Genomic DNA, 12606 nt, shown 5'->3' with positions numbered 1-12606 from the left:
GCAATTCCTCCATTAATTTCTTAAAAATTACTTGTTTAAACCACAATAATTTTTAAAGGTTAGGATTTTTTAAAAGAACAGCCAAACCTAGGCCTCCACCGATACAAAGACTAGCAATTCCATAGCGTTTTTGCTCACGTTTTAAGGCATAAGACAAAGTCGTGAGAATTTTAGAACCACTTGAACCGATAGCATGACCTAATGCAATTGCACCACCATAAATGTTAACTTGTGATTCATTTAAACCAAGTTCACGATTGACAGCAAGACTTGATGCTGCAAATGCTTCATTAATTTCAAACAGGTCAATATCTGAAAGTTCAAGCTCTGAACGATTAATTAATTTTTTGATAGCTTCAATTGGTGAAACTCCCATAATAGCAGGGTCAATTCCAACTTCTGTACTATCAACTAGTTCTGCTAGGTACGAAATCCCATGTTTTTCAGCATAGTCTCTCGTTGCAAGAATGACAGCTGAAGCTCCATCATTAACAGGAGAAGAATTACCTGCTGTCACAGTTCCATTTTCTTTGAAAGCTGTCCTTAAAGTGGCTAATTTTTCTAAACTAGAAGAAGGACGTGGTGTTTCGTCGACTCCGACTTCTCCAATCGCAACAATCTCTTCTTTAAAAATTCCGGCTTGACTTGCAGCGACCGCTTTTTCTTGAGAGTTTTGCGCAAAAGCGTCTTGGTCTGCTCGACTTATATCAAATTGTTCAGCAATAGTTTCACCAATAATCCCCATAGAAATTCCTGAGAAGGCATCAACTAAGCCATCATTTAACATACTTAATGTTTCTTCTTGAGTTTTTCGATTCTTTATAATTGGGGCATTAGACATAGATTCTGTCCCACCAGCGATTACAACTTCTGCTTCACCAAGCTGTAAAAGTTGTTTAGCTAAAATCACTGCTTTCATTCCTGAACCACAAACTTCGTTGATTGTTGAAGCGGGCACTGTATTAGATAGACCACTATGAATCGCAATTTGACGTGCTATATTTTGACCATTACCAGCTTGAAGAACATTCCCAAAAATAACTTGTTCAACATCTGATTTTATATTTTCATGTTTTGACAATAAGTTTGAAACAACATGTGTTCCAAGTTCTGCTGCTGAATATTCAGCAAGAGCACCGTCGTATCTTCCAACTGGTGTTCTTAAGGCGTCAATGATTACAATTTCTTTCACGAATGAACCTCCGAAAGCCATTATAGCATATTTTAAACTACTTTTGTCAAAGTCTCTTTACATTAAATTAATAAACAATATCTAATCAATGACTCTATTCAAGCATTTTTTGTACCATTTAAAATACAAACCAATTTACTTAATTCCAATTTTTATTAATTAAACAAAAAATTAATTGTGTGTATTTTATAGAAAGAAAATATCTTAGCAAAGAATTTAACGTATTTTTATGATAAAATTAAAGCATTCCAAAGACATTGAAAGGAGTTCCTTTCTTTTATAATAATAAGTGAGGAAATTTTTAAAATATGAAAGTCGGTATAGATAAACTTGGATTTTTTGTCCCAAATACTTTTGTTGATATGAGGGATTTAGCAAATGCTCGTAATGTTGACCCTGCAAAATTCCAAATTGGTATTGGTCAAGATGAAATGGCAGTCAATCCTGCTACTCAAGATATTATTACTTTTGCTGCTAACGCGGCAGCAAGTATTTTGACTGAGGAAGATAAAAAAGCCATTGACATGGTCATCGTTGGTACTGAATCAAGTCTTGATGAATCAAAGGCCTCAGCCGTTGTTGTTCACGATTTGCTTGGTATTCAACCTTTTGCTCGAAGCATTGAAATGAAAGAGGCTTGTTATGCAACTACTGCTGGCCTTGCTCTTGCTTGTGACCACGTTCTTTTGAATCCTGATACTAAAGTTTTAGTTATTGCTTCTGATATTGCCAAATATGGGCTAAATACTGGTGGAGAACCTACTCAGGGCGCTGGAAGTGTTGCAATGCTTATTACGGCCGATCCTAAAATTTTGGCCTTAAATAATGATAACGTTGCTTTAACTCAAGACATCTATGATTTTTGGCGTCCTTTTGGTCAGGCTTATCCTTCTGTTGATGGTAAGTTTTCAAACGAAACATATATCGATGCTTTTGCTAAAATCTGGAAAGAGTATAGCCATAGAACAAATTTAAAGTTTGAAGACTTTGCAGCTATCGCCTTTCATACCCCTTATACTAAAATGGGTAAAAAAGCTTTATTGCCAATGCTTGAATCTGAAAAACCAGCCAATGCTGAAGAATTAATGGAACAATTTGAACGTGGTATCGTTTATAATCGTCGTGTGGGTAATCTATATACCGGTTCTCTCTATTTGAGTTTGATTTCACTTTTGGAAAACTCTGATAAATTGAGTGCTGGTCAGCGTATTGGACTTTTTAGTTATGGTTCTGGTACTGTTGCTGAGTTTTTCTCTGGTGAGCTTGTTGAAGGTTATGAAAATCATTTACTTAAAATTGAACATCAATCAATGTTGGATGCAAGAACCCGTCTATCAATTCCTGAATACGAAAACATGTTCAATCAATATTTAGATTTGAATCATAATATTTCTTTCAATGATGAGACAGATTACTCCGTTTCAGAAGTTGTTGATAATCACCGTAAGTATAAAAAAAGATAAAAAAATACTGACAGAATTTCTGTCAGTAAATAAAAAGTCCTGTCAGGACTTTTTTTATTTTATTTGCTCAACAATGATACAGCTGCTTCATCAGCGATAACAGTAACATTAGCGTGGTTTTGAAGAATTGATGCTGGAAGCTCTGTTGTCACTTCTCCTTCAACCATTCCTTTGATTGCTTCAGCTTTTTCTTTACCATAAGCCATCAAAACAATATTTTTTGATTTCATAATTGAAGCAAGTCCCATTGAAATTGCTTTACGTGGTACATCTGCTTCTGATTCAAAGAAACGTGCGTTGGCTTTGATTGTGCTTTCTTGAAGGTCAACAACATGAGTTGTAATTTCAGCAGGTGTTCCTGGTTCATTAAAACCAATGTGTCCATTTTGACCAATTCCAAGAATTTGCCAGTCAATTGGATTTTCTTCAATAATTTGGTCATAATGTTTTGCTTCAGCTTCAAGATCAGCTGCTTTACCATTTGGTAAGAAGTTTTCTTTAAATGGTTTTTCTCCAAACAAATGTTTAGTCATAAAATAGCGGTAAGATTGATCATTTGAACCGTCAAGTCCAACATATTCATCCAAGTTTACTGAAACCATATCTGTAAAATCAAGGTCTGAGTTAACAATTTGGTTATAAAATTCTACTGGTGTTGAGCCTGTTGCAAGTCCCAATGTTTTAGCGCCATTGGCCATTGCTTCTTTAAGAAGGTCAAGTCCGATTTTTCCACCTTCGAGTTGATTTTTTACTACGATAACTTTCATTTTATATGCTCCATTTCTAAATTGGTATATATCAATTTTTCTACACTTTCATTATATCATAAATTATCTCCATGTCAACTAAAAATTGTCTTCAAAAAATACATTAGCAAAAATAAAAAGTCCTTTTAAAAAAGGACTTTTTTGTAATCAATTAAGACATATATTTTCCAACAAAATCCCAAACATGGCTCCAATATATGTCTGGATTAACTTTTTCTGATTCTCCATGACCCGCTCCATGAACAATCAGCTTTTCTTTCTCAACTTTTGCTGCATCATAGAGAGGGTTTAACATCTTAAATGGAACGAAAGTATCTTTATCACCATGAATGAACAAAATTGGTGTTTTGCTTTTGGCTACTTGTTTAATTGCCGAAGATTTAAAGATATCATAGCCAGCTCTCATTTTAACAAAGGTATTTGCCGCATAAAGAACTGGAAATTTTGGTAATCCATATAATTGTTTTAATTGATAGGCAAAAACATCACCTGTTGATGTGAACCCACAATCTTCCACAATTGCTTTGACATTCGAGGGAAGCTTTTCGCCTGAAGTGTTCATCACCGTTGCTCCTCCCATAGAAACGCCTAATAGGACAATTTCTACCTGTGGATCTTTTTGAATAATTTTGGCAATCCAAAGCAACATATCTTTACGGTCATCCCAGCCCATGCCGATATAATCACCCTGACTTTTACCATGCCCTCTTAAATCTGGCGTAACAACATTATAACCCTTATTGTAAAAATGACGTGTCCAACTTGCCATATCGGTCGATTGTCCACCATACCCATGAACAATAATAGCCCATTTATTTGTTTTAGTTGGTTGCTTATAATCTGCAGCATAGAGTTTCAACTTCAACTTATCAGAGGAGGTAACATACCAAGCGTCGGATTTTACATCCTCTAAAAATGCTTTATTTTCCTTTTTTCTTTCTTCTTCTTTTTTAGAAAGAGGCTTCTGTTTGCTCCCGGCAGTTAGAAAAGATTTATTGGTATGCGCGTTAACAGCTAAGTCATAAAAATAGTTTCCTATTGCGAAATAGCCACCAACCAAAACAACGGATAAAACTACTAAAATCCAAGCAATCATTTTTTTCCTTTTTTTCATAAAATTCCTTTTAATTTTTATTTTACCATTGTAATATTAAAATTTCTTTTTTGCAACTTCTTATATTATTTAGTAATAATCTTACAAAAACGGTGTTTTTGTCATACAATAATTCTCGTTCTTCCAAAAGCTAGTCTATCCAAAAAATGATATAATAAAACAATATGCATTGCTTTTTTATCAACCAATTGATTTAGTGATTTGAGAGAAAAATTACCTTGAAATCAACTAAACTAATTTGAAATAAATGTATTTTAGAATCCTTTTACGGAATGGAGTAAAATAAAAACAACTTATGAATATAAATGATTTTGATTTTGATTTGCCAGAAGAATTGATTGCCCAAACACCTTTGGAAAAACGTTCTGAATCACGTTTGTTGATTCTTGATCCTAAAACTGAAGAGCTTGAAGATAGACATTTCTATAATATTATTGATGAACTTGAAGCTGGCGATGCTCTTGTCCTAAATAACACAAGAGTACTCCCAGCCCGTCTCCACGGTGAACGCGCTGAAACAGGAGGACATATTGAACTCCTCTTGCTTAAAGATATGGGGCAAAATCGTTGGGAAACATTGGCAAAACCAGCTCGCAAAATGAAAGTTGGTGAGGAAGTCGTTTTTGGTGATGGTCGTTTGAAAGCTGTCGTTGTAGAAGTTCTTGAACATGGTGGACGAATTGTCGAATTCAAATACAATGGAATTTTCCTTGAAATCTTGGAAAGCTTAGGCGAAATGCCACTTCCTCCTTATATCCACGAACAACTCGAAGATCAAGAACGTTATCAAACAGTTTTTGCAAAAGAGAATGGTTCTGCTGCTGCTCCAACTGCTGGCCTACATTATACACCTGAATTGTTAGAAAAAATTGCTGACAAAGGAGTCAAAATTGTTGAATTAACACTTCATGTTGGTTTGGGAACATTTCGTCCTGTCAGTGTGGATAATGTTGATGAGCATCAAATGCACAGCGAATTTTATCGTCTAACTGAAGAGGCGGCTGCTCAATTGAGAGCTGTTAAGGCTAGTGGACACAAAATTGTTGCTTCTGGAACAACATCAATCCGTACTTTGGAAACCATCGGTAGTAAATTTGATGGGGATATCCAAGCCGATTCTGGCTGGACTGACATTTTCATTAAACCTGGCTATGAATGGAAAGTTGTTGATGCTTTTAACACCAATTTCCATTTACCAAAATCAACTTTGGTCATGTTAGTCGCTGCTTTTGCTGGCCGTGATTTTGTTCTTGACGCTTACCAACATGCGATTGATGAAAAATATCGTTTCTTCAGTTTTGGGGATGCAATGTTCGTTCGCCCCAAAAAATAATTAAATTCTAATTAATTTTTATAAATAAAAAAGCCTTATAAGGCTTTTTTTATTTATAGTTTATACTTTCTTTACTCTATTTTGAAGACAACAACCATTCTTGACAAATAATGCATAAATCTTTTTTCTGATAATCATTAAGACTTTCAAAAATAATTCTAGTTCCATTATTTTTGGGGTCATTGTTTATTCCTAGCAAATACTCAGGTGTTACTCCGAAATAATGTGCCAATTCAATCAATCGAATTCCCGAAGGTTCCACACCGTTTTTATAATTATGAAGCGCATTTCTAGGATATCCTAGATCTCTTTCAACTTGATTAAAAGATTTTTTTGATATTCTTATTAATTCTTCTAACCGTGGGTAGAATAGCTGATTCTCGGCCATAAAAAACCTCCTGCAATTTGTTTTACTTTTACTTAACTTTAATAAATGTAAATCATGATTCAAAAATCTAAGTAGAACCTAAACGTCTGTCTCATCAGAATTATCTTCTTTACTTATTTGCTCTCTCATTTCTTCAAGTTGAGCTTTTAATTTTTCTTTTTCTAAATCTTGCTCCTCTTCTTCTTTTTTACGTCTCTTCCATAAAATAAAGAACAAGAAGAAAAGAGCTAAAAGAATTAATAATAAACCTAACCAGATAAGCCAATTTTCATACCAAGGAGTCTTCTTAACAGTTACATCTTTTGAATTTAATTTACTTGCTGTTTTACCTAATATTGTAAAGTCTTTTGTAAATTTCCATTGATAATCAAATTTTTGTTCTTTTCCTTTTGAATCAACATATGTGAACTTTCCGTCATTATTTTTTTGCCCATATACTGTCATCGATAGACGATACTTACCCGCTTCAAGCTTATTTCCATCACCAATAGAAACAGGATAATCAAAATTACTATTTGGTGCCATTTGCAGCATTTCTTTGTTTGCCTTATAAGATAATTTAGAATTACTTAAACCTTTGACCTCTGCTTGAACATACATTTGATTTAGATATCCAGCCATTGGATTTTGTAAATTGGCATTAATTACATTTCTATAATTAACCTGACTAGGCTCTACACTATTTAATTTCAAGTCAGGCGCAACAGTATTTTTATTTTGTTGCATCAGTAAAGCAACAACGTAAGCATATTTATTTTGAATACTTAATCCCTTAGAATTAGAATTTGTTTTCTCTGAGTCCTTCTCTTTAAAAGTAATTCCACCAGCAATTACACCATTAAAATTTTCCTTTGGCATAGTAACACTCACTTTTACTTGCTGTGAAGAGTTTGGTTGTAGTGATACTTCTTTTGGAATTGAGGCATAGTCTACTAGATTATACTTTAGTGTTGAATCTGCTTTAATTTTATTTGGTGAGTATTCAACCACACCGTTAATATTTGTTGTCGCACTAGCTATTTCTTCTTCAACCACTACTGTTTTGTCAGTAGTATTTTTTAGACTAATCGTCAAAGTTTGCGATTGCCCTGGACTCATTTGTAAATTAAAGTATCCGCTCTCGCCAATTTGGTTTTCTGGAAGAACCGGGTTCACAGAAAAATTAAATTCATTTGCATGAACTTCTTTACTGACAGTCCCTAAAGTAAAGATAGTGGCAATGAACAGTAAAACTTTTTGATAAATTTTCATTATGTTCTCTTTCTAGAACTACATTTCTGTAGTATTTTGATTAAAATCTTATAATAAAATTAAAATAAGTCCGTTATACAAAGTAGGACTAATCCCACTTTGTATAAAATTGCTATACGCAACTAATTAGAAGGTACATTATTTAAAGACCAAGTTAATTCTCCCTCATAGGTTCCCTTCTCTTGATGATCAACCGGAATATTCAATTGGATTCCTTCACCAGAGGTTGAATTCCAGTTTTGATTTAACTTAAAAGTACCAGTAGTTGGTGAAGTATTGGCATAAATCTGTAAGGCATCACTTGTAATTACTTTACTTCCTGTACTATCTTTGAAGAAAAGATATGAAGCCAAATTATTATTATTTGTCAAACCTTTTAAATCTTGAGTTTGTGCGACACTCACATACCATGGCTTCAAGGCAGAACCTGTCCGTGTGTCCGTAACAACCACATCACTGGCAGGACTTGTAGCCCATGAAATTAATGGTTTAGGACTTACGTCTAATGTACCAAAGTCGTAAGAATTTGGTGTAGAAAGACTTATAGAGCCAAAAGTTAAATTAAGTGTAATATCTTTTGATAATCCATTATAAGTATAAGTAACAGGACGAATATTACCATCTCTATCAATGATTGGATTATTGGCTTGTATAGTTTGCAAGGTTGTAACCAAATTTGACGGACTGCTAATCACTGGTTCTTCTATCGTTCCATCCGCTTTAAAAGCTAAAGCATAGGTCCAATTACCATCCAGATCTTTTTGATCTTTTAAATCGTGTGCATCATCACTTGTCATACTTGCATCATAAACATTAAGAGCTGTCTGACTATCTGATGAAATAACTGCTGCCTGTGGTACAACAACAATGTTACTATTAGTAGAACTTTTTCCCAAAGTCCAGCTCACAGGTATTTCTGCATATGATTTATCTTTTACATTAGTATCACTAGTAGTAGGATCTTGAATCGTATTACCTGCATTATTTATTGAACTTAATGGATCACCACTCATCGTAATATCTGTCATTACACCCACTCCTTTTAAACCAACAATTTTTTGGAGTTGTGCTTGAGTCAATGATGATGCATTTATTGCCGAACCTTTATTCGGTAGGATATAGTTTCCAGCACTTAGACTAGTGGTGTTATCAGTAGCCACATTTTGTACAATATAACTTCCATATATTGCTTGATCGTTTGTGCCATCTTGTTGATTTCCTACAAAATAGTCTCTCGTACCAAAGTTACGTGTAGCACCAGTAGTTCCAGCATTGACATCAAAATTAGGATTAGTTGATGGATAATTATTTAAAACCTTTCCATCAAATGCCGTGGCTGTTCTAGATTTTATGTAATATGGTGCTTTAGCGGTGAAGCTAAAGGGAGCTGTTGTGCTATCACTATATCCCATCACATACATTACTTTGATCGAACTTGCATCAGTATCAGATGCTACCGAGGCCCATGCTTGCATCGTTTGACCAGCAACGGGATTCCCTGTTGTAACATTAGATTTTAAATGATGTTGCCAATTTCCTGAATCTGCATCACCAGTTGTATTATATACACGTACCTGCCCTGGAACAACATAACCAATCCAAGTTGGATTACTTGGGGTGGAGAGGGAAGACATTGTATAATCCCCTAAAAATGCATAATTTTTGGCTGAATCTACACCAGAAAAATTATTAGGACTAATATTTACTGCACCAGATTTTGTAGAAGTATCTCCACCATTAAACGTCAAAATTGGGAATGCCGCTTGTGTTCCCCAATAGGCTCCATTATAGGTATTACTAATACTTGTTGGTGGATTACCGATCGGCTTCCAAAATAGATTACCCTTATTGGTTGAAAGATCTAAATCGGATAAATTAATCAATCCAGATGTTTGGACATAGGGTGTAGAAAGTGTTGCATTTGGATAGGCAACTAATTGGCTTGCTGATACAACGGATGATGTTGAAGTAATTCCAAGAGTAGAATCAGTATCCATTTGAATCGAACCATGTTTGGAGTAAGTTGCAGCGTGGTTTGCTGCTGTAGCTCCACCTCCATTTTTAAAAGAACCTGCTACATTCACTACTGCTTTTTCAGTAATTTCTGCACTGTTAAAATTGATAAGTGAACCATTGATGGTAATTGGGTTATGTGAAGTACTATTTCCTAATGTAATAGCCGATTTATTGTTATTAGCTGCGGCAATCGCATCAGTTAGATTATCACTACTTCCTCCGGATGTTATCGTACCAGAAATGGTAGTACCATCCCCAATTTTTATATTCGTATTGTATCTTTGACCTGAAGCTGGCATGGCTACATAATTAGTTGCATAAACCGAACCTACAGTGTTGCCATCTGCGTTAATGGTCATGTTGATTGTACCAACATTTGTATATGTACTATTTGAACCAGTTGACTGCCCGTCACCGTAAATAACAGCACCATTTAAGACATTTCCGGATGCAGCATTTGCTGATATATTGACACTAATACTGTTATTTACTCCAGAACCAACGTGAGTCACAGTATTGTTATAACCTGCTCCTCCTGATAAATATGTACCAGAAGGAAGTTGGAAGCTTGAGCCAGTTGAACCTGTCAAATCAACATTTAAAGCTGTATTTCCTAAAATCGAGGATGCCCCATTAAAGAACGGACCTCCGCAAAGTTGTTTTGTTCCTGTTCTTGGCGAACCTGAGAAATCACCTCCATAAACATTGACTGTAGAATCACCAGCAATTGTCTCTACTCCAGCTTGGCCATAGTTTCCACCGGTAATAGCGTTGATATATCCGTTGTAAACATTTACTGTTGCACTTCCAGTATTATACAAATCTCCCCAAGAACCGCCTGACAAGAACCAATTAACTTGCCCTTGATTGACCTGTGCTGTAGTATTTCCCCATTTTGTAGTTGCGGTATAACCACCACCTTCAAGAGTATCAACAATAGCCCCATTCAAAATATTGTATGAATTTCCGACCTGACTACCATTAGATTGACCTCCATAGGTCCAACGGGCAATATCATTATTGTGAATAAGATAGGAATTACCGTTTTGTAAAAAGGCTTGACGATAGGTCCATACCGTTCCTCCGCCTCCCCATAAATCCCAGCCGGAATTAATGGCAGAACTTGTATCAGTTTTACCATAAGCAACTGTTCCTTGGGCTGCAAGAGTTGTTTCTGCAGTACCTCCCATGGCACTACAATATACTACTCCAGCACCTCCAACAGAATTATCAGCATTTGCCGTTCCAGCTTCTAAAACTGATTGTCCTTGAAGATACCCATTTGAACTTGCACCATATGAATAACCTGTCCAATCGTTTGCTCCACCACCCGATGTTGTTGACATAACACCTGATTGTAACCAAGTATAAACATCGCCATAAATTGCATTACTAGTAATTTTTTGGGCATTTGAAACTACAGTAGTAGATGGAATCTGTCCATAAGCTTTAGCATCTGATACACCAACTGCACTATCAAGACCAGTCTGACTGCCAAGTCCCCATTGTGATGGAGAAATTTTTAGAGAATCATGACCATTACCACCAACTATTCCATAAACTGCCCCAGCTGTTCCAGTTGTAAAAGCAGATTTAATATAGTTAGTAATATTAGCATATAATATCCCTTGAGCCGCGGTAGTGGAGTTGGTTGCCTGAGCATATGAAGCGCCTGTTCCAGCATTACCACCTGTAAATAAAGCTTGACCCGTTGTGAAGGATGATGTATTGTAACTATTTGAGATAACATTTCCGGCACCAGATGTCCCTATATTCCCTTGGAATGAACCTCCGTTAAAAGTTGATGCTGGACCACCAGCACCATTTATATTACTAGTTGCGCCAGTCCATCCTCCTGCCCCACTTAAAGTATTATAGATTGAACCACTTATATTTCCATAAACTGTTCCACCTTGATAAAGTTGGTATCTTGCACTTCCATTTGTTGAGTTAACATAAGTTGTAACATTCCCATTCACATTAACAGGAGAATTAGAAGTACCAATTCCAGCACCGTAGATATTTGTTATCTGAGAAGCAATAGCTCCACTTATATCAAGGTTTGTATTCCCTGAAATTGTTGCTCCTGATGCACTTCCACCAGTTACACTATTTATAGTAGATGATGACTGGGCAATCGTAACATGAGTATTACCAGATATTGTTCCAGCCGATGCATTACCACCATAGATATTCCAGCCCGCAGTACTTCCTGTTGCTCCAATATATAGGTTTGTATTTCCAGATATATCACTATTGTCCGTTCCACCATAAATGTTAGGAGCACCAGTTATCCATGAGCCATTTGTCGTTGCAAATGCATTCCCTTGGGCATAAATATTATCCCCACTTGCAGCTACGGTTACATTGCGAAAAATAGTTGGAACTCCAAAATAGACATTTGAAGGTAAGGTTACAGTATAATTTGTTCCTGAGGGCTGAGAACTATTTGAGCTCGTAAGTAGATCGGCTGGATTTGAAATCCAGGTTAAACTTTTAGCATGCCCTTTTAGTGTGCTAAATGTCATATTAGTCGCACTTGGATTAGAAACTACTGCTTTTAGGACTGAATTACTGAGTGTTGTATTAGCTCCATAGTATAAGACAAAATCCGAAGTGCTAGCATTAGTTGCACTATACATTGCATAAAGCGCTTGTTGAACACCAGCATCTGTAGTTGGATAACTTCCTATAATTGTTCCATTTTGTACAGCAGTAACTTGATTGGTTGGTAACGTTAGATTAGAGATAGTTTGTTGCCATCCAAAGCTATTAGGCATTATCGCATCTTCAACTGAATTTTGTGGAAGTGGAGTACGACTTGGTTGTGAAACTGAATTTCCATTGAAAGTAGTGCCACTGGGACTCACGCTTTGACGATTTATAAGTGTCTGAGTTGCTGCTGACACCCCTTGAGAAGAAAGCATCTTTTCAAGAGAATTTATCTTAACATTTTCTTTATTACTTTCTGAAGAAAATCCATTAAAATTTATAGTCGGTAACAGTGATAGCAACATTATAAAAGTCACAAGTTTAAATTTATATTTTCTTTGCATGAAATCTCCCTTGCTTGTTTCTCACC

At 35.7% G+C, this 12606-nt stretch carries 8 protein-coding genes; 2 read left to right on the top strand and 6 right to left on the bottom strand.

Translation table 11 applies throughout. The features are described from left to right. Positions 1-52: 52 nt before the first annotated feature. Complete coding sequence (locus IAE52_RS04445) at positions 53-1192, bottom strand: thiolase family protein (RefSeq protein ID WP_109991428.1); 1140 nt, start codon at positions 1190-1192, stop codon at positions 53-55. A 308-nt stretch (positions 1193-1500) separates the two neighbouring features. Between IAE52_RS04445 and IAE52_RS04440 the strand changes: the two genes are divergently transcribed. Next, complete coding sequence (locus IAE52_RS04440) at positions 1501-2655, top strand: hydroxymethylglutaryl-CoA synthase (protein WP_109991087.1); 1155 nt, start codon at positions 1501-1503, stop codon at positions 2653-2655. Between the two features lie 59 nt (positions 2656-2714). Here IAE52_RS04440 and IAE52_RS04435 read toward each other — a convergent pair whose 3' ends face one another. Then, positions 2715-3422: a glucosamine-6-phosphate deaminase gene (locus IAE52_RS04435; RefSeq protein ID WP_017864764.1), complete on the bottom strand. Its 708-nt coding sequence runs from the start codon at positions 3420-3422 to the stop codon at positions 2715-2717. A gap of 151 nt (positions 3423-3573) precedes the next feature. Next, entirely contained in the window at positions 3574-4536 is a 963-nt protein-coding gene (locus IAE52_RS04430) for an alpha/beta hydrolase (protein ID WP_109991088.1), read from the bottom strand. A 295-nt stretch (positions 4537-4831) separates the two neighbouring features. Between IAE52_RS04430 and queA the strand changes: the two genes are divergently transcribed. Further along, a complete protein-coding gene (gene queA / locus IAE52_RS04425) occupies positions 4832-5869 on the top strand; it encodes a tRNA preQ1(34) S-adenosylmethionine ribosyltransferase-isomerase QueA (protein ID WP_017864787.1) in 1038 nt (345 codons plus the stop codon). Between the two features lie 76 nt (positions 5870-5945). Here queA and IAE52_RS04420 read toward each other — a convergent pair whose 3' ends face one another. The 3 genes from IAE52_RS04420 to IAE52_RS04410 all read right to left on the bottom strand — a co-directional run bounded on the left by IAE52_RS04420 (position 5946) and on the right by IAE52_RS04410 (position 12580). After that, complete coding sequence (locus IAE52_RS04420; protein WP_003130721.1) at positions 5946-6257, bottom strand: helix-turn-helix transcriptional regulator; 312 nt, start codon at positions 6255-6257, stop codon at positions 5946-5948. 78 nt (positions 6258-6335) lie between these two features. Then, positions 6336-7508, bottom strand: a complete 1173-nt coding sequence (locus IAE52_RS04415; protein ID WP_017864788.1) for a DUF916 and DUF3324 domain-containing protein — start codon at positions 7506-7508, stop codon at positions 6336-6338. Positions 7509-7630: 122 nt separating this feature from the next. After that, positions 7631-12580: a hypothetical protein gene (locus IAE52_RS04410; RefSeq protein ID WP_200136719.1), complete on the bottom strand. Its 4950-nt coding sequence runs from the start codon at positions 12578-12580 to the stop codon at positions 7631-7633. Between the last annotated feature and the right edge of the window lie 26 nt (positions 12581-12606).

It is taken from the genome of Lactococcus sp. S47, from assembly GCF_016517475.1.
GTDB classification, from domain to species: domain Bacteria; phylum Bacillota; class Bacilli; order Lactobacillales; family Streptococcaceae; genus Lactococcus; species Lactococcus lactis.
Note: the sequence above shows the minus strand (reverse complement) of the source record. Positions and strands in the feature narration are given on the sequence as shown.

Excerpts from the sequence above, each read along its gene's own strand:
- IAE52_RS04440 (WP_109991087.1), top strand. The coding sequence starts at position 1,501 with ATGAAAGTCGGTATAGATAAACTTGGATTTTTTGTCCCAAATACTTTT.
- IAE52_RS04435 (WP_017864764.1), bottom strand. The coding sequence starts at position 3,422 with ATGAAAGTTATCGTAGTAAAAAATCAACTCGAAGGTGGAAAAATCGGA.
- IAE52_RS04430 (WP_109991088.1), bottom strand. The coding sequence starts at position 4,536 with ATGAAAAAAAGGAAAAAAATGATTGCTTGGATTTTAGTAGTTTTATCC.
- queA (WP_017864787.1), top strand. The coding sequence starts at position 4,832 with ATGAATATAAATGATTTTGATTTTGATTTGCCAGAAGAATTGATTGCC.
- IAE52_RS04420 (WP_003130721.1), bottom strand. The coding sequence starts at position 6,257 with ATGGCCGAGAATCAGCTATTCTACCCACGGTTAGAAGAATTAATAAGA.
- IAE52_RS04415 (WP_017864788.1), bottom strand. The coding sequence starts at position 7,508 with ATGAAAATTTATCAAAAAGTTTTACTGTTCATTGCCACTATCTTTACT.
- IAE52_RS04410 (WP_200136719.1), bottom strand. The coding sequence starts at position 12,580 with ATGCAAAGAAAATATAAATTTAAACTTGTGACTTTTATAATGTTGCTA.